25 protein-coding genes are annotated in these 21,484 nt (G+C 32.4%); 13 read left to right on the plus strand and 12 right to left on the minus strand.

The genetic code is table 11. The features are described 5' to 3' along the window. On the plus strand, positions 1–275 hold a 275-nt coding region (locus ACH2BP_RS00060; protein ID WP_395055790.1), incomplete at its 5' end, for an SPOR domain-containing protein. 3 nt (positions 276–278) lie between these two features. Here ACH2BP_RS00060 and ACH2BP_RS00065 read toward each other — a convergent pair. The 3 genes from ACH2BP_RS00065 to trmB are packed head-to-tail and all read right to left on the minus strand — an operon-like array spanning position 279 to position 1,931. Further along, positions 279–611 carry an MGMT family protein gene (locus tag ACH2BP_RS00065; RefSeq protein WP_395055792.1) on the minus strand — a complete coding sequence of 111 codons (333 nt, stop codon included), beginning with the start codon at positions 609–611 and terminating at the stop codon, positions 279–281. Positions 612–614: 3 nt separating this feature from the next. Then, a complete protein-coding gene (locus ACH2BP_RS00070; RefSeq protein WP_395055794.1) occupies positions 615–1,256 on the minus strand; it encodes a lysine transporter LysE in 642 nt (213 codons plus the stop codon). Further along, entirely contained in the window at positions 1,257–1,931 is a 675-nt protein-coding gene (gene trmB / locus ACH2BP_RS00075; RefSeq protein WP_395055836.1) for a tRNA (guanosine(46)-N7)-methyltransferase TrmB, read from the minus strand. A 120-nt stretch (positions 1,932–2,051) separates the two neighbouring features. Between trmB and ACH2BP_RS00080 the strand changes: the two genes are divergently transcribed. Next, positions 2,052–2,873 carry a UDP-2,3-diacylglucosamine diphosphatase gene (locus ACH2BP_RS00080; protein ID WP_395055796.1) on the plus strand — a complete coding sequence of 274 codons (822 nt, stop codon included), beginning with the start codon at positions 2,052–2,054 and terminating at the stop codon, positions 2,871–2,873. Between the two features lie 33 nt (positions 2,874–2,906). Then, a complete protein-coding gene (locus tag ACH2BP_RS00085; RefSeq protein WP_395055798.1) occupies positions 2,907–3,962 on the plus strand; it encodes a glycosyltransferase in 1,056 nt (351 codons plus the stop codon). Positions 3,963–3,999: 37 nt separating this feature from the next. Here the strand turns inward: ACH2BP_RS00085 and ACH2BP_RS00090 are convergent, their stop codons facing one another. The 6 genes from ACH2BP_RS00090 to ACH2BP_RS00115 form a co-directional block, all read right to left on the minus strand. Beyond that, on the minus strand, positions 4,000–4,245 hold the full coding sequence (locus tag ACH2BP_RS00090) for a PhoU domain-containing protein (protein WP_395055800.1): 246 nt from the start codon (positions 4,243–4,245) through the stop codon (positions 4,000–4,002). 279 nt (positions 4,246–4,524) lie between these two features. After that, positions 4,525–4,812 (minus strand): hypothetical protein, encoded by a 288-nt coding sequence (locus tag ACH2BP_RS00095; RefSeq protein ID WP_395055802.1) that lies wholly within the window; start codon positions 4,810–4,812, stop codon positions 4,525–4,527. Positions 4,813–4,971: 159 nt separating this feature from the next. Further along, on the minus strand, positions 4,972–5,076 hold the full coding sequence (locus tag ACH2BP_RS00100) for a hypothetical protein (RefSeq protein WP_395055838.1): 105 nt from the start codon (positions 5,074–5,076) through the stop codon (positions 4,972–4,974). 90 nt (positions 5,077–5,166) lie between these two features. Then, entirely contained in the window at positions 5,167–5,550 is a 384-nt protein-coding gene (locus tag ACH2BP_RS00105; RefSeq protein ID WP_395055804.1) for a hypothetical protein, read from the minus strand. A 126-nt stretch (positions 5,551–5,676) separates the two neighbouring features. Beyond that, positions 5,677–6,735: a sensor histidine kinase gene (locus ACH2BP_RS00110; RefSeq protein WP_395055806.1), complete on the minus strand. Its 1,059-nt coding sequence runs from the start codon at positions 6,733–6,735 to the stop codon at positions 5,677–5,679. Beyond that, a complete protein-coding gene (locus ACH2BP_RS00115) occupies positions 6,735–7,421 on the minus strand; it encodes a response regulator transcription factor (RefSeq protein WP_395055808.1) in 687 nt (228 codons plus the stop codon). The genes ACH2BP_RS00110 and ACH2BP_RS00115 overlap by 1 nt, the downstream gene beginning before the upstream one ends. Before the next feature lie 182 nt (positions 7,422–7,603). Between ACH2BP_RS00115 and ACH2BP_RS00120 the strand changes: the two genes are divergently transcribed. The 3 genes from ACH2BP_RS00120 (at position 7,604) to ACH2BP_RS00130 (ending at position 12,306) form a co-directional block, all read left to right on the plus strand. Continuing rightward, on the plus strand, positions 7,604–10,378 hold the full coding sequence (locus tag ACH2BP_RS00120; RefSeq protein WP_395055810.1) for an outer membrane beta-barrel protein: 2,775 nt from the start codon (positions 7,604–7,606) through the stop codon (positions 10,376–10,378). 171 nt (positions 10,379–10,549) lie between these two features. Next, positions 10,550–11,719, plus strand: a complete 1,170-nt coding sequence (locus ACH2BP_RS00125) for a hypothetical protein (protein WP_395055812.1) — start codon at positions 10,550–10,552, stop codon at positions 11,717–11,719. A gap of 239 nt (positions 11,720–11,958) precedes the next feature. After that, a complete protein-coding gene (locus ACH2BP_RS00130; protein WP_395055814.1) occupies positions 11,959–12,306 on the plus strand; it encodes a toxin-antitoxin system YwqK family antitoxin in 348 nt (115 codons plus the stop codon). 113 nt (positions 12,307–12,419) lie between these two features. On the opposite strand, the gene ACH2BP_RS00135 is transcribed toward ACH2BP_RS00130, so the two are convergent. The 3 genes from ACH2BP_RS00135 to ACH2BP_RS00145 form a co-directional block, all read right to left on the minus strand. Next, positions 12,420–13,568 (minus strand): cystathionine gamma-synthase, encoded by a 1,149-nt coding sequence (locus ACH2BP_RS00135; RefSeq protein ID WP_395055816.1) that lies wholly within the window; start codon positions 13,566–13,568, stop codon positions 12,420–12,422. Positions 13,569–13,714: 146 nt separating this feature from the next. Continuing rightward, entirely contained in the window at positions 13,715–14,170 is a 456-nt protein-coding gene (locus ACH2BP_RS00140) for a DinB family protein (RefSeq protein WP_395055818.1), read from the minus strand. Between the two features lie 9 nt (positions 14,171–14,179). Continuing rightward, on the minus strand, positions 14,180–14,617 hold the full coding sequence (locus ACH2BP_RS00145) for an acyl-CoA thioesterase (RefSeq protein WP_395055820.1): 438 nt from the start codon (positions 14,615–14,617) through the stop codon (positions 14,180–14,182). A gap of 124 nt (positions 14,618–14,741) precedes the next feature. Between ACH2BP_RS00145 and ACH2BP_RS00150 the strand changes: the two genes are divergently transcribed. The 7 genes from ACH2BP_RS00150 to ACH2BP_RS00180 form a co-directional block, all read left to right on the plus strand. Continuing rightward, positions 14,742–15,098 carry an arsenate reductase family protein gene (locus ACH2BP_RS00150; protein ID WP_395055822.1) on the plus strand — a complete coding sequence of 119 codons (357 nt, stop codon included), beginning with the start codon at positions 14,742–14,744 and terminating at the stop codon, positions 15,096–15,098. Next, entirely contained in the window at positions 15,091–15,969 is an 879-nt protein-coding gene (locus tag ACH2BP_RS00155; protein WP_395055824.1) for a DMT family transporter, read from the plus strand. Before ACH2BP_RS00150 ends, ACH2BP_RS00155 begins: the two co-directional genes overlap by 8 nt. A 211-nt stretch (positions 15,970–16,180) precedes the next feature. Beyond that, on the plus strand, positions 16,181–17,041 hold the full coding sequence (locus tag ACH2BP_RS00160; RefSeq protein WP_395055826.1) for a YicC/YloC family endoribonuclease: 861 nt from the start codon (positions 16,181–16,183) through the stop codon (positions 17,039–17,041). A gap of 27 nt (positions 17,042–17,068) precedes the next feature. Further along, positions 17,069–17,566, plus strand: coding sequence for a MepB family protein (locus ACH2BP_RS00165; protein WP_395055828.1), 498 nt, complete (start codon positions 17,069–17,071; stop codon positions 17,564–17,566). 22 nt (positions 17,567–17,588) lie between these two features. Beyond that, positions 17,589–18,161 carry a guanylate kinase gene (gmk, locus tag ACH2BP_RS00170; RefSeq protein ID WP_395055830.1) on the plus strand — a complete coding sequence of 191 codons (573 nt, stop codon included), beginning with the start codon at positions 17,589–17,591 and terminating at the stop codon, positions 18,159–18,161. A gap of 103 nt (positions 18,162–18,264) precedes the next feature. Beyond that, a complete protein-coding gene (locus tag ACH2BP_RS00175) occupies positions 18,265–19,443 on the plus strand; it encodes an acyl-CoA dehydrogenase family protein (RefSeq protein ID WP_395055832.1) in 1,179 nt (392 codons plus the stop codon). Positions 19,444–19,646: 203 nt separating this feature from the next. After that, a partial coding sequence (locus ACH2BP_RS00180) for an Eco57I restriction-modification methylase domain-containing protein (protein WP_395055834.1) occupies positions 19,647–21,484 on the plus strand: 1,838 nt, incomplete at its 3' end.

Raw genomic sequence — 21,484 nt, forward strand, 5'->3', positions numbered from 1 at the left:
AACAGCTATTGAACGAAAAAAGAAAAATAAATTCTTCGATAACGATAAACAATCGTTTTAAAATTCAAATTTTTACAGGAGATAACGAAAATAGTAAAAAGGCATTGACTGATTTTAGAAAAGACAACAAAAATACTGATGCCACAATCGTTTTTAGTACACCTATGTACAAAGTTTGGATTGGAAATTATAAAACTAGGATAGAAGCCGAAAATAAACTTCAAGCTTTAAAAAAGAAATACCCAAATGCTTTTTTAGTAAAACCAAATAAATAAACTTTATTTATTCATCGTTGGTTCCCAGAAAACGGTATCAAAATCTTGAATCTGATTATTAATTATAACAATTCCTTCGCTTTCTAATAATTGTTGCATGAGATTTGTGCCTTCAAAATGATGCTTACCTGTAAGTAAACCTTTGCGGTTTACGACTCTATGAGCAGGAACATCTTCCAAATTATGAGCCGCATTCATCGCCCAACCTACCATTCTTGCAGACCGAGATGTACCTAAAACTTTTGCAATAGCGCCATAAGAAGTAACTTTTCCGCAAGGAATTTGTTTTGCAACAGCATAAACGCGCTCGAAAAAATTATCTCCTATTTCTGACATAATTTAAAGTTTAAAATAAAACTTTATAATGTGATATAAAGCCAAAATAGCAATAGTCCCTGTAACTGATCCTATTATTGTATTCATATTTTTAACAAGATAATCGGTTTTAGATTCGATTTTTTTGAAAAAATAAATATAACCGTAAAAAACAGCCAAAGAGCCCAAAACAACACCTATAACAAAACTATATATTGCTATTGAATTGAAAGTAAAATACCCGAATGACACGAAACCAACACTAGCAAAAACATAATAAGGAACTGGCAAAAAATTGATTGTAGAAATAAACATTCCGAGAAAAAAACGACTTTTTTTGCTCTTTATTTTCAATTCTTTTTGTTCCTTTTTTTTAGGTTTTTTTGCAATCCATAAAAAATAAATGGTTAGAATTGTAAAAACACCAAATCCGATTTCTCGGAGCAAATTAACTACTTCCTGATGGTCCGCAATATATCTAGCAAAAATTAAAGCTACGAGCGTTTGAAAAAAAACAACCAATAAAGCACCTGCAGTAAACAATAAAGCACGATTCTTACCATCTTGTGTGCTAATTTTAGCGGCTGTCATATTGATTATTCCTGGTGGAAAAACCCCAACTAATGCAGTAATAAAACCCAAAAAAAGTGGCGAGATGATGTTCATTTATTTAATCTTAAAACGAATATACGTAATAGATTTGTTTATTTCCAAATATTGTTTTTCGTAAAATGTTTGAATTTCAGTCACATCCTCTGGCGCGCCTTCGTTTGTATATACATTATGATTGGCGTATAAAACTTCGTGCCCTTCGCCATGCAATAATCCCAAAGTGTAACCGTGCATAAACTCTGAATCCGTTTTTAGATTCATTATTCCGTCGGGTTTTAGAATCTTTTTGTACAATTGTAAAAACTCCGAATTGGTCATTCTATGTTTGGTCCGTTTGTACTTTATTTGTGGGTCTGGAAAAGTAATCCAAATCTCATCTACTTCGTTTTCGGCAAAAATATGGTTTATCAATTCTATTTGTGTGCGGACAAAAGCTACATTATGAAGCCCGGTTTCTACCGCAGTTTTTGCGCCACGCCAAAAACGAGCTCCTTTTATATCTATTCCTACAAAGTTTTTGTTTGGGAATTTTGCTGCCAAACCAACAGAATATTCTCCTTTTCCACAACCTAATTCTAAAACAATTGGATTGTCATTCTTAAAAAAATCTAGATTCCATTTTCCTTTTAATGCAAATAAATCTGACACTACTTCCTCACGAGTGGGCTGAAAAACATTACCAAACGTTTCGTTTTCCCCAAATCTCTTTAACTTATTTTTACTTCCCACTTTTATTATATATTTTGGCAAAAATAGGAAAATATAAATCAATAGATATAAACTTATGATAATGTTTCGGTAACGTTTGTATTATGAAAAATTCTTGTCTTTGTACAAAATATTTTTATTTTGAAAAAAAGAAAACTGGAAGTTGTTGTTATTTCCGATGTGCATTTAGGAACTTTTGGTTGTCATGCAAAAGAATTATTGCAGTATTTATCTTCTATTAAACCCAAAATACTAGTCCTAAATGGCGATATTATAGATATTTGGCAATTTAGAAAATCCTATTTCCCTAAAGCCCATCTAAAAGTCATACAAAAAATAATATCTCTAAGCACAAAAGGAACTAAAGTATATTATTTGACTGGAAATCATGATGAATTTTTAAGAAAATTTACCGATCTTCATCTCGGAAACATTAGCTTACTGAACAAGTTAGTTCTTGATTTAGATGAAAAAAAAGCATGGATATTTCATGGTGATGTTTTTGACGCTTCTATAAATCATGCAAAATGGCTAGCAAAATTAGGCGCTTGGGGATATGATTCTTTAATTCTGATTAATCGATTTTTAAATTGGTGTTTAGCAAGGATGAATAAAGAACCGTATTCACTTTCGAAAAAAATTAAAGACAATGTAAAATCAGCTGTTAAGTTTATCACTAATTTCGAGAAAATTTGCATAGATTTAGCCATCGAAAAAAAGTATGATTATGTTATTTGCGGACATATTCACGAACCAAAAATCGAATTGATTGAAAATGCTTACGGAAAAACAACCTATTTAAATTCTGGAGATTGGATAGAAAACTTAACGAGTTTAGAATATAACAATAAAAAATGGAAGCTATATAAACATGTTGCTGCTGAATATTTGCAAGAAAATGACATAACTTTTGAATATGAAACTAAATTAGCAGAACAATTTATTAGTGTGATAAAAAAGTAATTACAAACCTTTTTTTTCTGAAAGATTACAAAAATGAATAAAAATATTCTCGTCGCACCACTCAATTGGGGTTTGGGTCACGCCACACGATGCATTCCGATAATTAGAGCATTAGAAACCGAAGGCTTCACTCCTATTTTAGCTTCCGATGGTGTGGCTTTAGATATTTTGCGCAAAGAATTTCCGCATCTTCAATCGATAGAATTACCTTCTTATCATATTGAATATCCAAAAAACGGTCTGTTTTTTAAATTAAAGATGCTAGCCAATAGCCCAAAAATGGTAGATGCTATACTTTCGGAAAAAAAGCGCATCAATAAAATAATAAAAGAACATAACATTTCTGGCATAATTTCCGACAATAGATTGGGTGTTAGAAACAAGAAAATTCCATCTGTTTTTATCACACACCAACTCAATGTGATGACAGGAAACACTACTTGGCTTACGAGTAAAATGCACCAATATATTATAAAGAAATATGACGAATGTTGGGTTCCTGATGTAAATACCATCCCTAATCTTACTGGAAATTTAGGTCATTTAGATGAAGATATTAAAACCGTAAAATATATTGGACCGCTGAGTCGATTACACAAAAAACCGTTGGAAAAGAAATATGATTTGATGGTTATTTTATCTGGTCCAGAACCTCAACGTACTTTCCTCGAAGAAAAACTAATCATAGAATTAGAACATTATGTTGGTGAAGTTATTTTTATAAAAGGTAAAATCGAAGCCAAACAAATTATCGAAACCAAAAACAACATCACCTTTTATAATTACATGAATTCCGAAGAACTTGAAAATTCTTTTAACGAAAGTGAACTTATTTTGTGTCGTTCTGGTTATACAACTGTGATGGATTTAGCACAATTGGGAAAGAAAGCATTTTTTATCCCAACACCCGGGCAATATGAGCAAGAATATTTGGCTAAAAAATATAAAGAAGAAGGTTTGGTTCCTTATTGCAAACAAGAGAAATTTAAAATTGGAAAACTTTTAAAAGTTGGCTTATACAAAGGATTAAAGGATTTTAACACTAGAATAGATTGGAAAGTTCTTTTTGAGGTTTTTGAAAAAAAATAACCCTTCCAGAGTTTAAAACTCTGGAAGGGTTAAAATATTATTCGAATTTTGTTTTTTCGTGCTTTATTGTTTTTGCATTAATTACGAAATAAATAGATTCTGCGATATTTGTGCAATGTTCCCCAATGCGTTCTAAATGTTTTAAAGCCAAGATTAAATTGGTTCCAGAACCAACCGCTTTTGAATTTACTTTCATTTCGACAACAATTTCTTCAATTACTTCTTCGGTTTCAATACGAATAGATTTATTTAAAGCAAAAAATTTTAATTTATTTGTTTTCATTTTTTTAAAGAATTAAGTTATGATTAATATTAAAAATTAAATTGTGTTTGTAATATTAATAAGTTAGCATTTTGACTATTGTCTTTCAAAGCACTGTCTTCAAAAGTTCTGTCAGAAATAACCCATTCTGCTATTGGTTCAAATACTTTGAATGGTTACCATTCTAATCAAAGTTCATAATCTCTTACGACATAACTTCCAGCATCTTTTTCGAATTTTTTTCTTCCATTATATTATTGAAACTTTGCAAAAGGAAAAAGCAATTCTTTTCTTTGCAATTTAAAGTAAATAACCGCCTTCTAAATAAGATTCCTCAACCATATTAGTTAATTTATAATATCTTGTCCCTCTTCCTATATTATATTCTGCTTGCATTCCGAAAGATTTGGATAAACTACCAATGAAACTGGTACACTTTGGTCTAAAGTATTCTCTTTGTTTTCCGACTTTACTCCTTTTGATAGTTCGCTCCCAAAAGCCCATTTTTCCTGTGTATGCCTGAATTCCGGGCTCAATAATTTGATTTCTAATAGCAATAGGATAAGCAACTCTTATTACTACATGCAAATTCCTATTAGCTTAGGACTTGTTAGCTGTTTGTCCGTTATAAGCTCCAAAGGCAAAAACGCTATAATCTCCGGACCCTTTGTAACCTTCTTTTACTTACATGGCAAAACGTTATCTAATTTTGCTAGGTGCCCAATAGAAAAACACACCTTAATCACGTTAATTTCCAACAGCACTATTTAAGACATCATTACGATCAAATACCAAACGATTTTGAGTAGATTGCAAGTTTTCGAAACCATAAGGAATTTTACTTTGACCAATTCTTACTCTATATCTTCCTTTTTATCGAATCATACATCTACATAAGCATATCTAAGTTGTGCAAAATTATTTACTCCAGTAGATAGCGAACTAGCGAAATCTGGCTGAATATAAAAATACACATTTTGGGTGTACTAGCCCTGAAAAAATGATACGAGCAAGTCTTATAAAAAATCCGTCATTGACTTTTGTATCTGGTGCTGTCGAGGTCGTTCCACAATATTTATGACACAGATCACAAGGTACTTTATCATTTGTAGACAAAAGTCCAATGTAACTTACTAGAGCATAACCTCTAATAGATACACCTTGATACCAAAGTTTTTTTATCGTATTTTTTTCTTGATCCGCCTTAACTTTATTAATTAAATCTAGGTCGTGTAATACTGCTTTAGTAATTTCACTTTGTATAACTTCCTGTGCATTGACACAAATGTTAACCAATAATGCGAATAAAGTTATTCTCGTTTTCATCTTGTAGTTGTACTTTTTTGTGCTGAAAAGATGAAGTAGTAATGCTAAGGAAATATTACTTAAACATTAAGAATATATAAATCTAATATTATGAAGGTTTAGCCCTTGTAAACAATGGGTTTGCTTTTAGTTAATTGCCTTTTGAAGTGTAAATGAAAATTCGGAACCAAAACCGAATTTACTCTCTACATATATCCTTTCATTATGTGCTTCAATAATGTGTTTTACGATGGCTAGTCCTAATCCTGAACCTCCTTCGGAACGAGCACCACTTTTGTCTACACGATAAAACCGTTCGAAAAGGCGTGAAATATTTTGTTTCTCGATTCCTTCTCCGTTGTCTTTTATGTTTATTAAGATTTTGCTGCTAATAACTTCCTCGACTCCTATTTCGGTAGAGCCGCCTATTTTTCCGTATTTTATAGAATTCTCAACCAGATTTGTAACTACTTGTTGTATTTTTTCATAATTCCCTAAAACCATAATAGGCTTATGATATTTAGAATCGAAAGAGAGCATTATTTCTTTTTTGTTAGCTTTCATTTCAAGCAAATCAAATACGCCTTGTATTAGGTTTATAATATCAAAATTAGTCATTTCAATTCTTCCTTCTGATATTTCTAATTTTGCAATTGTATCTAAATCTTCTACAATATAAATGAGTCGCTCTACTCCTTTTTCGGCACGTTCTAGATATTTTTTACGAATAACTTTATCTTTCATCGCACCGTCTAACAAAGTCGAAATATATCCTTGAACAGTAAATAATGGTGTTTTTAGTTCGTGCGAAACATTCCCTAAAAACTCTCTTCTAAACTCTTCACGATCATTTAACGTTTCTATTTCTCGTTTCTTTTCGGTTGCAAATTGTTGTACTTGAGTAGTAATTTGAGATAAATCACTATTTATAGGCCGATTTAGCATCGAATTTGTGTCTAAGAAAGAAATCTCTTCGTATAATTTTTTAACCCTTTGATAAATAAATTTTTCCGTACGATACTGCATCATAAAAAGAGCAAAAACATAGATTGAAATACTAAAAATTAAAGTAATTAAAATTAAATTATTAGTTTCAAACTTTACAAAAAAGTAACCTAACAAACAAACAAATCCTGTAGCAAAAAGGGTTATATATAATGCTGATACTAAAGCAAATTTATATGTTTTTTTGAAATTAAAATTCATTATATCTCAAATTTATAACCTATTCCTTTTGTGGTTTTAAAATATTCGTCGCCAATTTTTTCTCGTAATTTTCTGATGTGTACATCGATAGTTCTTCCGCCCACCACGACTTCGGTTCCCCAAACTTTATCTAGTATTTCTTCTCTTTTGAAAACTTTTCCCGGTTTTGAGGCTAACAAATAAAATAGTTCAAATTCTTTTCGAGGTAAAACAATTTCAACCCCGTCTTTTATTATTTTGTATTCTTCTCTATTTATTTCGATTTCTCCTACATTAAGTGTTTCACTTTTCGAGCCTTCTTCGTCTTTTAATCTCCTTAATAATGCTTTTACCTTACTTACTAATAATTTTGGTTTTATGGGCTTGGCAATATAGTCATCGGCACCCGCATCAAAACCCGCTACTTGCGAATAATCTTCGTTCCTAGCTGTAAGAAAAGTGATAATAATATTGTTTAATTCTGGTACTTTTCTAATAATTTCGCAAGCTTCCATTCCGTCCATCTCTGGCATCATAACATCCATTATAATAAGATGTGGGTTGTGTTTTTTTGCACTCTGAACTGCTTCTTTTCCGTTTTCGGCGGTAAAAATTTGATATCCTTCTTGCGATAAGTTATAACCAACAATTTCTAATACATCTGGCTCATCATCTACAAGTAAAATTCTTATTTCTTTCTTTTTCATATTGAAAATTAGCTTTTTTTTTAATGTAAATGTAAATATATTTTAAACTAAAAAAATCAAGATTACACAAATTTAATATAGTAACATTAAATTAACACGTACAAAACAAAATCGTAATGTTTGAATAACACATACTTTACTTAATAGCGTTTCCTTTGCAAAAAAATAAAAATACAACTACGATGAAATTTTCTATTACATTTTTACTTCTTCTAATTACTACTTGCGTTTTTGCTCAAAACGGAACTGTATCTGGTTTTGTTTATGATAAAGATCTGAGAGATGAACCGCTTCCTTTTGCTAACGTTATTATAAAAGGATTATCGGGAGGAACAACTACTGATATAAATGGAGCGTATACTATTGATGTTCCTAGTGGGAATTACGAAATTATTTTTAGTTTTATTGGTTATGACTCGAAATCAGTCTTATTTAGCATTTCTGATAATGAGAAAAAAACAATAAGTCAAAGCATTGGTTCTGGTAGCGTAACAATGGAAGATGTAGTTATAAAAGCAACAACAAGTCGCGAAAAAGAAACAGCCTTGTTGCTTGATCAGAAAAAAGCAGTCGAAATAAAGCAAAGTATTGGTGCACAAGAAATGTCAAGAAAAGGGATTAGTACGGTTGAATCTGGATTGACAAAAATTACAGGTATTAGCAAGGTTGAATCTCGTGGACTTTTTGTACGCGGATTAGAAGAGCGATATAACAATTTATTAATCAACGACTTGCAAGCACCTTCTAATAGTCCTTTCAAAAAAATAATCCCGTTAGATTTGTTTCCAACAGATATTGTTGGGGTTTTAAATGTTTATAAAACTTTCAATCCTAATATTTCGGGAGATTTTGCTGGAGCAACCATAAACATCGAAACTGCACAACCAAGAACGAGTATTACAAAATTAAGCACTGGTTTTGGTTACACAACCGGTAATAATAATGAAGATTTTCTAATTTCTGAAGATGCAAATACTACACAAGGATTTTTAGGATTTTTAGGAAAAGACCGAAAGCTTCCTTCTGCATTTGGCAATGTGCCATCAGGAGTAAAACTATCTACTGTGCAATACGAGGAATCCGCAAAACAAAATTCTTGGAACACTACTAAGACAACAAGTCCAATAAATAGTAGTTTGAGCTTTTTGCACGCAGAAAAATTTAGCTTAAATAACGAAAGAAGCTTAAATTATATTTTCTCTTTCAATGGAGATAATAAATACCAAATTAGAGATGGGATTGTAAGGACATTTAACCAAGGCCAAGGTAACTATGACAATAATTTAAATGTAACAAACTATAACTATACTACTAGTTTTTCAGGATTAGTTGGCTTACGCTACAAATCAAAAAGATTTGGCATGGCATTAAACTCATTTTTATTGCGATCTACATCTAGCATGATAGAAGACCAGTTGGGCTATACCAATAGTTTATCTACAAACCCAAATATACTAATAAGAGGAAACCAATTTGAAGAATCTAAATATTGGAACAACCAAATTTTAGCCAATTACGATATTACCGAAGACGGAAAACACAGCGTTAAAGGAGGTTTTTCTTATGTAAAAACAGCATTCGGGCAACCTGACAGAAAATTTATAACAGGCGAAAAAATAAATGATACCGATATAAAAACCACTTACGGTGGAAACAATTTAATTCGTCAATTTCTTGATGTATCGGGCGACAGATATTTTTCAGGAATGTTTGAATATAACCTAAAACTAAACGAAAACAATAAGTTGAAAAAGATATCGATAGGATACAATGGCATTAATAACGAAGAAATTTCTTCGTACCGTTTTGTTTTTGGAAAACCAATCATAGCAACTTCTTTTATTGTAAATATTAATGAGATTAACAGTAACATTGCAGCCGATGTAAATTCTGGTTTATTAAAATTCACAGAAGAATCTACAGGCGATTACAAATCGAAACTACACCAAACCGTTAATGCTGGTTATGCTAACGTCTTTTTCAATTTTACCGATAAATGGGAAATAAATGCAGGAGCAAGAATTGAAAGTTCAATTCGCGAAATTAAGTATAGAGATATTGGAGATTCATTTACTGATAAATACCGAAAATTGACCAAAGAAAAGTTAGACATATTACCTTCGTTAAATGTTAAATACTTGCTTAACGAGAAAAACAACATTCGTTTTGCATCATCAAAAACAATCACAAAACCAATATCAATCGAGGTTTTACCTATACAATATGTGAATCCTGACGGAACTGTCGAATTAGGAAATCCTAATATCGAAAACAGTGATAACTTAAATTTTGATTTAAAATATGAATTATTTCCTAATTCAAAAGAAATGATAGCTTTAGGTGTTTTTGGAAAACAAATTACAAATCCAATAGAAAGAGTATTTATTCCAACAGCCAGTAGTGGTGGACAAATAACTACTTACCAAAACTCTAAACAAGCGACACTTTTTGGAGCGGAATTAGAAATTTTATTACAACTAAACAAAATAAGTTCTTTATTAAATAATTTTTCATGGGGTTTCAATACTTCATTAATGAAAACAAATGTAAACGTCGATTTGATTAAAAACCCTTTAGAAAATAATTCTAAAAGAGATTTACAAGGCGCTTCTAGTTGGTTGGTTAATTCTGATTTAAAATATGATTTTCAGTTTAATGAAGATATGAAAAACACCATTTCCGTTGTGTATGGAATATCCGGAAAAAGAATATATGCAGTAGGTACAGCAGGATTAGATCACATTTACGAAAAACCATTCAGCAAATTAGATTTTGTATGGTCAAGCAAATTATCTAAAAACATTGAAGCAAAATTTTCAATAGATAATATTTTAAACCCTTATTTCAAAAGAGAATTAGGAAACGAAAGTAAAGTAAATATCACCGAAACAGATTTAGTGCTAAAACAATACAAAAAAGGAACTGGATTTTCTTTAAACATCGGATACACTTTTTAAAAAAACAAAACTTAAATATAGTAAAAGCGGTCATTTTGACCGCTTTTACTATTTTAATTAACATTGTATTTACAATTGCTTTTTTTTATCATAACCATACTATAATACTATCATAACACAAATTGAAAAGCTTCAACATAAATTTGTATCAGATAAATTAAAACAAACACAATGAAAAAATTAGTATTTAGTTTAGCTTTTTTAAGCTTAATCTTTACAGGATGCACATCAAGTGATGAAGAAATTGTCACTCCAATAACTCCAGTAGGTAGCGGAGAAATTACAGGTGATCAAACTTCAAGCAAAACTTTTATAAAAGGAAGCTATACTCTAAAAGGTATTGTAAAAATTCAAAGCGGAGTAACACTAACTTTCGATGCCGGATCTACAATTACTGCTGATGTTACAAGTGGTGTTGATGCAATTGTGGTATTAAACGGAGGAAAATTAATTATGAATGGTACTGCTGCAGAACCTATTGTTTGTACAGAAGTTTCAAGCACACCTGGCTCTTGGGGTGGAATAATCATGTATGGAGACGCTCCAATCGTAGGTGCTGCTGGTGTTACAACTGCAACTTCAGAAGACGGATTAGCATTACCTTATGGTGGAACAAATGAAACACATAATGGTGGAACTTTAAGATATGTTCGTGTAGAATATGCTGGTAAAAAAATTACTGACGGAACAAGCGAAATGAATGGTTTCTCATTCTATTCTGTAGGTTCTGGTACTATATTAGAAAATCTAGTTTCTTATAAAGGAGCAGATGATGGTTACGAATTTTACGGAGGAACAGTAAGTCTGAAAAGTTCTATTTCTTACGGAAATTCTGATGACTCTTTTGACTGGCAAGATGGTTGGAAAGGTCAAAACAGTACAAACTGGTACGCTTACCAAGTAGGAACTGGAAATTTTGGTATGGAAATCGAAGCGAAATCGGTTAACAACACATTTTTTCCAAAAGTTTCAAACATTACATTAAAAAGAGCTGCAGGAACAGTTACCGAAGGTGGTACTTCAGCAGCTGAATACGATGCAATACAATTCAAAAAACAAGGAAACGGAGAATATACTAATATTGTAATTTCTGGATATACAACATCAGGAGCTACAGCAGTACGTATTCAAGATGCTACTACAAATACTGATCAAGTAAATAGTGGTAAAATTAAATTACTTGATGTAAAAATTAATGATGGTACTTCTCAATACGCAGGAGCTGGTACAGTTAGTCCATCATTTGCTCCAGCAAACTATACAATTAGTACTACAGCAAATGGCGCAACAATTGCAACTGGTGCTTGGACTGTTGTAAATGGTGTAAGTTTAATTCAATAAAACAATCTCGTAGTCGCTCTAAATAAGCTGTCTCATTCAGATTAATAAATAAATGTCTAAACCATCAAAATTAAATTTTTGATGGTTTTTTTATATCCTTAAATCAAAACTATTTTAAAAAAATCATTTCCAATGTTAAGTTTTTATCAATGTTACTAAATTGTTAAGTAAAAGTTTTTTTATTGTAAATATATTTTATACATTCGTAATGTAATTGTTTAACCCTAAAGACAAAAGCTATGAAAAATTATATGATAATGAGTGCGTTGATTTTATCAGGAGTAATTTTTGCTCAAGAAATTGAACCAAAATATGAAATTGAAGGTAATTTAATAAAAGCTACTTCTTTCTATGAAAACGGCCACGTAAAACAAGTCGGATTTTACAAAGATGGTAAAGTTCAAGGGAAATGGTTGTCATTTACAGAAGCTGGTGAAAAATTAGCTCAAGGCGAATATAATAATGGCATCAAAACTGGCAAATGGTTTTTTTGGAATCAAAACACATTAAGCGAAGTTGATTATAGAGATAGTCGCGTTGCCGAAGTAAAAAAATGGTCTAAAGAAACATTAGTTCTAAGAAACTAAATAAAAATCACAAACCCTAATCTACCCTTTCTAAACAAAAGGGTTTTTTTATGCAAAAAAAATACCGAGGTTTTTAAATCTCGGTATTTTTTGAATTTACAATAGAACTGTTTTTATAACAATGCTTGTTTTAAATCTTCAATTAAATCTTCAGCATCTTCTACTCCAACGCTTAGTCTTACTAAATCGTCCGTAATTCCTATTTCTTTTCTTTTATCTTCTGGTATTGAAGCGTGTGTCATAAGCGCTGGATGATTTGCCAATGATTCGACACCACCAAGAGATTCAGCCAATGTAAACACTTTTACTTTTTCTAAAAACGAAATAGCATCTTCTTTTTTACCTGATTTGAATGTAAAAGTTACCATACCGCCAAAACCACCAATCATTTGCTTTTTTGCAATGTCATGATACGGATGCGAAGGCAATCCTGGATAATAAACACGCTCTACTTTTGGATGATTTAACAAAAATTCGGCAATTTTTACTCCGTTTTCACAATGACGTTGCACACGAAGATGTAATGTTTTAATTCCTCTAAGAACCAAGAAACTATCCATTGGTCCCAATGTTGCTCCTGTTGCAAATTGCTGAAAATGCAACTGACTTCCCAGTTCCTCATCTTTTACGATTAATGCACCTGCAATAACATCAGAATGTCCGCCTAAATATTTAGTTGCCGAATGCATCACGATATCTGCTCCTAAATCTAAAGGTTTTTGCAAATATGGTGTTGCAAAAGTATTATCGACTGCAAAAAGTATTTTATGCTTTTTTGTGATTTTTGCTATTTCGGCAATATCAGCAATTTTCATTAATGGATTGGTTGGTGTTTCTACCCAAACTAACTTCGTGTTTTCGTTGATTAATGATTCGAATTTTGCCAAATCATTCATATCTACAAAATGGAATTTGATTCCTGAATTTGCATAAATACGAGTAAACATTCTGTACGTTCCTCCATACAAATCGTCCATAGCAATGATTTCGTCACCGGCTTTAAACGAACGCAAAACACAATCTGTAGCGGCTAATCCTGAAGAAAAAGCCAATCCGCGTGTTCCGTTTTCGATACTTGCTAAAGCATTTTCTAGCGCAGATCGTGTTGGATTTGCAGCACGAGAATATTCGTATTCAGGATTTAATGGTTGCCCTGGACTTGTTTGCACAAAGGTTGATGTTTGATAAACGGGAGGCATAACTGCTCCTGTACTTGTATCATGGTGCTGACCACCGTGTATAACTTTTGTATTGAATTTCATTTTGATTTATTTTTGAGATGCAAATTTACTTTTTATTCTTAGGAAAATTATGAAGTTTAACTATTTTTTAGCCCCGATTGAAACGGAAATCCTTTTTCTTTTTCCTTTAAAAAGAAAAAGATTGAAGTGTAAAGCGGGATTAGCTCCTAAATAAATTTCTTAATCTGCATGATAATTCCTGTATGCAAAGCTTCGTGGTAATTATTGAATTCCATGGCGGCTTTTGCGCTTTTTACCGTAAATCCAACACCTGTGGTAAATTCCATATATTCATCGAAAATGTCGTTTGCAAAATCTTCTTTTGTTTGTTCTAATGTTGAAAACAAAAGCATTTTTATCTCATCAACTTCTTCTTGCGTAATTTCTCTTTCTGGTTTTGTTCCTTTTTTGAAAGTATCTACCATTTCCTCCGAAATCATCATAGGTAAACCTGATAATTTATACACTAACATTTGCTGTACAACAACAATATGACCAATGTTCCAGATTAAGTTGTTGCTAAATCCTTCAGGGATTTTATTTAATTGTTCTAAAGAATGATTTTCGAGAAATTGCAATAATAGATTTCTGCTGGTTTTGTTAATTTCGAAAGTTACTTGCATTGGCTTTATTTATAAAATTATAAAATCTTCAGTTTTCGGAAATGAATTCATGACCTGCTGAACAATTGGTGGTGTTGGTTGCGCCAGTTTTCTCAAATGAGTGTCCATCCAAGCACCGTCAATAGTTAAGGTTGCACAAATTGCTCCTTCATCATTCCTAAACTCGTGAATAATGGTCCATCGGGAAGCGTCTTCTTTTAGCTTTCCAACTTTGGTACTGATTAAAATTGTATCGCCCAAACGAATTTCTTTTCGGAATACACATTCTTCTCGAAAGATTATTGGTCCAAAATGCTGTTGTTGCATGATTTTCATCGTTACGCCCTGTTGCTCTAGAATCTCAATACGGTGCTGGGCACCAAAATCATAAAACACACTATGACGCATATGAAAATTCGGGTCTAAATCTGACCAACGAATGGAAATTTCTTTTGTAAAAACACTCATTTCTTATAAAGTTTATTCAAAAATACTGAGAAAAATTAATATCTGCACTTCGATTGCATTTAAATTGAATCTATTTTGATGAAAACCGTATTTTTGCAAATGAATTTGATAAAGACTCAAAATAATGGATAAAATATATTATCTCGCTTCTTGCGACACGTGCCGAAAAATTATAAAAAATTTACCTAATGCGAATAAATTAACCTATGTTGATATTCGTCAGAATCCCATTTCGGAAGCAGATCTTAAAGAAATGCACCAACTTTCAGGAAGTTACGAAGCGCTTTTTAGTAAGAAAGCGCAATTGTATAAATCGATGGATTTAAAAAACAAAAATCTAACTGAAGATGATTATGAAAAATATCTTTTAGAACATTACACTTTTTTGAGTCGTCCAGTTGTTATTCTTAATAATGAAATTTATATTGGTAATACCCAACCCAACATTCTAAAGTTAACAAAAGCTATGACAAGTGTCTAAAAGAAATCTCGCACTCATAGGCGCCACAATCGTTTCTATAATATACGGTGTGACTTTTACCATTGCTAAAGATGTGATGCCAAAACATATAGATGCTTTTGGCTTTATTTTACTTCGTGTTGGCGGAACAACTTTGCTCTTTTGGATTATTTCTTTATTTATTAAAACAGAAAAAATCGAGAAAGTTGATTTTCCTAGAATTATAGCTGCTGCTTTTTTTGGTGTAGCACTCAATATGCTTACTTTTTTTAAAGGTTTAAGTTACACCTCGCCTATTATGGGAGCCGTAATCATGGTTACAACGCCTATGATTGTCCTTGTTTTGTCAGCTATTTTGATAAAAGAAAGAATGAAAACTAGAAAAATTCTAGGCATCATCTTAGGATTGGCAGGAACATTATTTCTTATTTTGTATGGAAAGTCGATGAATAATGCGCCAAAAGCAGGTTTGGGAAATTTATTGGTTTTTATCAACGCTGTTTCCTACGGATTTTATCTTATTATCGTTAAAAAACTCATGGATAAATATAACGCATTTTCTTTTGTGAAATGGATTTATTTATTTGGATTTCTAATGGTTTTACCTTTCGGATATACTGAATTTCAAGCTGTAAATTGGTCTATTCTTCCTATCGATATTTTTTGGAAAATAGGTTTTGTCGTTTTGTTTTCGACATTTTTAACCTATTTATTGAATTTGCTATCTATGAAAGAACTCAAACCTACAACAGTAGCAGTTTTCATTTATTTACAACCTTTATTTGCCACTATTTTTGCTATTGGATTAGGAAAAGACGAATTGAATATACTAAAAATAGGCTCGGCTGTATTGATTTTTTCGGGAGTTTATTTAGTAACCCAGAAAAAATAACCCATTACTAATTAAAAAAACGGCACGCAGATGACGCTGATAAAACGGATTGTCACGGATTTTTTGTTTGTGCATCTTTGTGTGAAATCTTCGTGAATCTCTGTGTAATAGTTTTTTTTGTCATGTATTAAAGTTACTGAATCTGTGGCTTAATATTTCAAATTCGCATTTCAAAAGCCTTTTTCTTATATTTACACCTTTATAAAAACATATGATACAATCCATGACGGGTTTTGGGAAAGCGTCTTTGCAATTACCAACCAAAAAAATAACAGTCGAAGTAAAATCTTTAAACAGTAAAGGTTTAGATTTAAATACAAGAATGCCATCAGTGTACCGTGAGATGGAATTGGGTTTACGCAACCAAATCGCCCAACAATTGGAACGAGGAAAAATCGATTTTTCGTTGTATATCGAAGTTACTGGTGAGGAAACATCGACCAAAGTAAACGCGCCAATCGTAAAAGCATACATCAGCCAAATGCGCGCTATTTTAGCTGATGCTGATGAAACCGAACTCATGAAAATGGCGGTTAGAATGCCCGATGCTTTAAAAACAGAACGTGATGAAATAGACGAAAACGAATGGAAAGAAATTCAGAAAGTAATCGTTGAAGCATTAAATAACATCTTAAATTTTCGTCAAGCGGAAGGATTATCGTTAGAAAAAGAATTTTCGTTACGAATAGCAAATATTCGTCAGTATTTAAGTGAAGCTATTGCATTAGATCCTGAGAGAATTCAGAACATTAAAGACAAATTACAAACTGCCATCACGGAACTAAAAGTAAATGTCGATGAAAATAGATTCGAGCAAGAGCTTATTTATTATCTAGAAAAACTGGATGTGACTGAAGAACGTGTTCGCCTAAACAACCATTTGGATTATTTTCTTGAAACAATCAACGGAAGCGAAGCTAACGGAAGAAAATTAGGATTCATTACCCAAGAAATGGGAAGAGAAATAAACACATTGGGTTCTAAATCTAACCATGCTGGAATGCAAAAATTGGTTGTGATGATGAAAGATGAGCTGGAGAAAATTAAAGAACAGGTTTTGAATGTGCTTTAGACAAATAGATAAAAGATTTTTATTTATATGAACTCCATTTTAATTGATACCAAAAACTCACTTTACGATCTATGCGGTTTTGAATTATCAAATATTGAAATCGAAAAAGAAAGTGCAGAATACGCTGCACATCGATTTGAGATTAATAATCTAAAAATTTTGTTTCGTCAAGCAAAAATTACGCCAACCAAAGTTGGTCAATTTGTAACTATATGGAAACGGGCAAAAGAAAAAGATCCTATTAAACCTTTCGAAATTACTGATACTATCGATTTATTTGTAATAAATGTAAAAACAGAAAAACGATTTGGTCAATTTGTATTTCCAAAATCAGTTTTAATAGAAAAAGGAATTGTTTCAGACAAAAAAGAAGGAAAGAGAGCCATTCGAGTTTATCCTCCTTGGGACAAAACAGAAAACAAACAGGCTCAAAAAACACAAAAATGGCAATTGGATTATTTTTTAGAAATTCCTTTCGATGAAATAATAAATATTAATCAAGCTAAAACACTTTATTTTCAATAGATAGTAAATAAAAAATATTACAATGAACAAAGGCAAATTACTCGTATTCTCAGCACCATCCGGCTCAGGAAAAACAACCATCGTCAGACATTTATTAAAACAAGAAGATTTAAACTTAGAATTTTCTGTTTCGTGTACGACTCGTGAAGCCAGAGGCGAAGAAGTAAATGGGAAAGATTATTATTTTATTTCTCTCGAAGAGTTCAAAAAACACATCAAAGCCGAAGAATTTGTAGAATGGGAAGAAGTATATCGTGATAATTTTTACGGAACACTAAAAAGCGAAGTCGAACGCATTTGGGCAAAAGGAAAAAATGTAATTTTCGATATTGATGTTTCTGGCGGTTTGCGAATAAAATCGAAATTTCAACAAGAAACATTAGCCGTTTTTGTAAAACCACCAAGTATCGATGAGTTGAAAATTCGTCTCAAAAAACGTTCTACCGAAAGTGAAGAAAAAATAAATATGCGTATCGCAAAAGCATCTGTCGAATTAGCGACAGCACCTCAATTCGATAAAATCATCAAAAATTATGATTTAGATGTCGCAAAAGTAGACGCTTACGAATTGGTTAAAGATTTTTTGAATAATTAACACTTCAAAAAGCATCTATTCTCAAATTAAAAATTATAACATTTGTTCGTTGATTTGTTACATATCTTTATGTAAATTTGCATCGATTTAAAAAACCATTAAGATGAAACCAGATTTATTCCAATCTCCTGATTATTACTTATTAGACGACTTATTGTCTGACGAACATAAATTAGTCCGTGATGCTGCACGTGCATGGGTTAAGAAAGAAGTATCTCCAATTATTGAAGATTACGCACAACGTGCTGAATTTCCTAAACAAATTGTAAAAGGTTTGGGCGAAATCGGTGGTTTCGGTCCTTATATCCCCGTTGAATATGGTGGAGCTGGATTAGACCAAATTTCTTACGGATTAATTATGCAAGAAATTGAGCGTGGTGATTCAGGTGTTCGTTCTACCTCATCAGTTCAATCTTCATTAGTAATGTATCCAATTTGGAAATACGGAAACGAAGAGCAAAGAATCCGTTTTTTACCAAAATTAGCTACTGGAGAATTCATCGGTTGTTTCGGTTTGACCGAACCAAATTACGGTTCTGATCCAGGAAGTATGATTACCAACTTTAAAGACATGGGTGACCATTATTTACTAAATGGTGCTAAAATGTGGATTTCGAATGCGCCTTTTGCAGATGTTGCAGTAGTTTGGGCAAAAAATGAAGAAGGAAGAATTCACGGATTGCTTGTAGAAAGGGGAATGGAAGGGTTTTCTACTCCAGAAACACATAACAAATGGTCACTACGTGCATCGGCAACTGGAGAGTTAATATTTGATAATGTAAAAGTGCCTAAAGCAAACTTACTACCAAACAAATCTGGATTAGGCGCGCCACTTGGCTGTCTTGATTCAGCTCGTTATGGTATCGCATGGGGAGCAATTGGAGCAGCAATGGATTGTTACGACACCGCTTTGCGTTATGCAAAAGAACGTATTCAGTTTGACAAACCTATCGCTGGGACACAATTACAACAAAAGAAATTAGCTGAAATGATTACCGAAATTACCAAAGCGCAATTACTAACATGGCGTTTGGGAGTTTTAAGAAATGAAGGAAGAGCAACAACTGCTCAAATCTCGATGGCAAAAAGAAATAATGTGGATATGGCAATAAATATTGCTCGTGAAGCACGTCAAATCCTAGGAGGAATGGGAATTACTGGAGAATATTCAATCATGCGTCACATGATGAATCTAGAATCTGTAATTACTTACGAAGGAACTCACGATATTCACTTACTTATCACAGGTATGGATATTACTGGAATTCCAGCTTTCAAATAAGATAAAAAAATAATCAAAATAAAAACCCAACTTATACAGTTGGGTTTTTATTTTGCTACAACTTTTTGGTTCTCAACATAGACCTGACAGGTTTTAAAAACCTGTCAGGTTTGATTCAAGGAATATTAGTGTTTTATTTCAACCCTTGATTCGCACAACTCGCTTTTTTAGTATCTTGGTACTTTCAAAAAACATTTCCCTTTATGCCTTTATTTCAAAATTCAGTAGTTACAAAACAATTACAAAGTCAAGATAAAACCAAACTGGTTGCACAATGGACTATTTTCAAAAACCATTTTCACAATCCAGCCATTCAAGAAAATATTCGCAGTAGCAAAGAAGAACAATACCAAGGCGAGTTTCTAATCGATTTGTTTGTTAATGTTTTAGGATATACTAAAAATCCAACGCCAAACTTTACACTAACTACCGAATACAAAAACGTAAAAGACAGCAAAAAAGCGGACGGCGCAATAATCATAAGCGAGCAAGTAAAAGCCGTTATCGAACTAAAAGGAACAAACACCACCGATTTAAACAAAATCGAAACACAAGCCTTTGGCTACAAAAACAACCAACCCGATTGCGTTTATGTCATCACTTCAAACTTCGAAAAGCTGCGTTTTTATATCGATAATGCTACCGAACATATCGAGTTTAACCTTTTCAATCTAACCGAAAAGGAATTCGAATTACTCTATTTGTGTTTGGCTTACGACAACATTGCAAATGATATTCCCAAGAAACTCAAAGAACAATCGGTAAGCAAAGAAAAAGACATTACCAAAGCATTATATACTGATTATTCGTTATTTAAAAGAGAATTGCACCAAGATTTAGTACAACAAAATCCTGGTTTCGATGCTTTAGAATTATTCCAAAAATCACAAAAACTATTAGACCGATTTCTGTTTATTTTCTTTGCCGAAGACCGAAACTTGTTGCCAACCAATCTTATTTTCAGAATAAACAAAGAATGGCGACAACTACAAGAAATGCGAATGAATATTTCGCTGTACGACCGTTACAAAATCTATTTTAACGACCTGAACAAAGGTGCAAAAGTAACTTTACCCGCTTTTTCAGAAACCATCGCTTCGCAAAAAGAGGAACACCAAATATTTGCTTACAATGGCGGATTGTTTCAGTCTGACGAAATTTTAGATACCATAAAAATTGATGACGAGCTGCTTTACAAACACACCCAAAAATTAAGCAATTACGATTTTCAGAGTGAAGTTGATGTAAATATTCTCGGTCATATTTTCGAAAATTCATTAAACGAATTAGACGAAGTAAAAACACAACTCGAAGGCGGAAGTATTGACAAAGCAACTACCAAACGAAAAAAAGACGGCGTTTTTTACACACCAAAATACATTACAAAATATATAGTTGACAATACAATTGGTAAATTGTGTATGGATAAAAAAGCCGAAATAAATATTATCGAGGAAGATTATTATACCGACAAAAAACGAACCAAAACCACCAAACAACCACTATTAGAAAAACTTACCACGTACCGAAACTGGTTGCTACAAATAACCATTTGCGACCCAGCCTGTGGTAGCGGCGCGTTCCTGAACCAAGCGTTAGATTTTCTGATACAAGAACACAGATATATCGACGAACTACAAGCCAAACTATTTGGCGATGCGTTGGTATTAAGTGATATTGAAAAAAGCATTCTCGAAAACAACCTCTTTGGAGTTGACCTTAACGAGGAAAGTGTAGAAATCGCCAAACTATCTCTTTGGTTGCGTACGGCACAACCCAACCGCAAACTAAACGACCTGAACAATAACATACAATGCGGAAATTCTTTAATTGACGATGTTGCCATAGCTGGCGAAAAAGCCTTTAACTGGCAAACCGCATTTCCTAAAGTATTTGCCAATGGTGGTTTTGATGTGATTATTGGTAATCCGCCGTATGGGGCAAAATTAGATTCTGAAACCCAAAATTATTTAAATAAAAAATACATAAAAGGAGGTTCAGAAACAGTTATTTCATTTACAAAATTATGTTATGATACCTT

Origin of the sequence: Flavobacterium sp. (assembly GCF_043756175.1) — a bacterium.
Lineage (GTDB): Bacteria > Bacteroidota > Bacteroidia > Flavobacteriales > Flavobacteriaceae > Flavobacterium.

Excerpts from the sequence above, each read along its gene's own strand:
- ACH2BP_RS00065 (WP_395055792.1), bottom strand. The coding sequence starts at position 611 with ATGTCAGAAATAGGAGATAATTTTTTCGAGCGCGTTTATGCTGTTGCA.
- ACH2BP_RS00070 (WP_395055794.1), bottom strand. The coding sequence starts at position 1,256 with ATGAACATCATCTCGCCACTTTTTTTGGGTTTTATTACTGCATTAGTT.
- ACH2BP_RS00085 (WP_395055798.1), top strand. The coding sequence starts at position 2,907 with ATGAATAAAAATATTCTCGTCGCACCACTCAATTGGGGTTTGGGTCAC.
- ACH2BP_RS00090 (WP_395055800.1), bottom strand. The coding sequence starts at position 4,245 with ATGAAAACAAATAAATTAAAATTTTTTGCTTTAAATAAATCTATTCGT.
- ACH2BP_RS00105 (WP_395055804.1), bottom strand. The coding sequence starts at position 5,550 with ATGAAAACGAGAATAACTTTATTCGCATTATTGGTTAACATTTGTGTC.
- ACH2BP_RS00110 (WP_395055806.1), bottom strand. The coding sequence starts at position 6,735 with ATGAATTTTAATTTCAAAAAAACATATAAATTTGCTTTAGTATCAGCA.
- ACH2BP_RS00115 (WP_395055808.1), bottom strand. The coding sequence starts at position 7,421 with ATGAAAAAGAAAGAAATAAGAATTTTACTTGTAGATGATGAGCCAGAT.
- ACH2BP_RS00120 (WP_395055810.1), top strand. The coding sequence starts at position 7,604 with ATGAAATTTTCTATTACATTTTTACTTCTTCTAATTACTACTTGCGTT.
- ACH2BP_RS00125 (WP_395055812.1), top strand. The coding sequence starts at position 10,550 with ATGAAAAAATTAGTATTTAGTTTAGCTTTTTTAAGCTTAATCTTTACA.
- ACH2BP_RS00130 (WP_395055814.1), top strand. The coding sequence starts at position 11,959 with ATGAAAAATTATATGATAATGAGTGCGTTGATTTTATCAGGAGTAATT.
- ACH2BP_RS00135 (WP_395055816.1), bottom strand. The coding sequence starts at position 13,568 with ATGAAATTCAATACAAAAGTTATACACGGTGGTCAGCACCATGATACA.
- ACH2BP_RS00140 (WP_395055818.1), bottom strand. The coding sequence starts at position 14,170 with ATGCAAGTAACTTTCGAAATTAACAAAACCAGCAGAAATCTATTATTG.
- ACH2BP_RS00145 (WP_395055820.1), bottom strand. The coding sequence starts at position 14,617 with ATGAGTGTTTTTACAAAAGAAATTTCCATTCGTTGGTCAGATTTAGAC.
- ACH2BP_RS00150 (WP_395055822.1), top strand. The coding sequence starts at position 14,742 with ATGGATAAAATATATTATCTCGCTTCTTGCGACACGTGCCGAAAAATT.
- ACH2BP_RS00160 (WP_395055826.1), top strand. The coding sequence starts at position 16,181 with ATGATACAATCCATGACGGGTTTTGGGAAAGCGTCTTTGCAATTACCA.
- ACH2BP_RS00165 (WP_395055828.1), top strand. The coding sequence starts at position 17,069 with ATGAACTCCATTTTAATTGATACCAAAAACTCACTTTACGATCTATGC.
- gmk (WP_395055830.1), top strand. The coding sequence starts at position 17,589 with ATGAACAAAGGCAAATTACTCGTATTCTCAGCACCATCCGGCTCAGGA.
- ACH2BP_RS00175 (WP_395055832.1), top strand. The coding sequence starts at position 18,265 with ATGAAACCAGATTTATTCCAATCTCCTGATTATTACTTATTAGACGAC.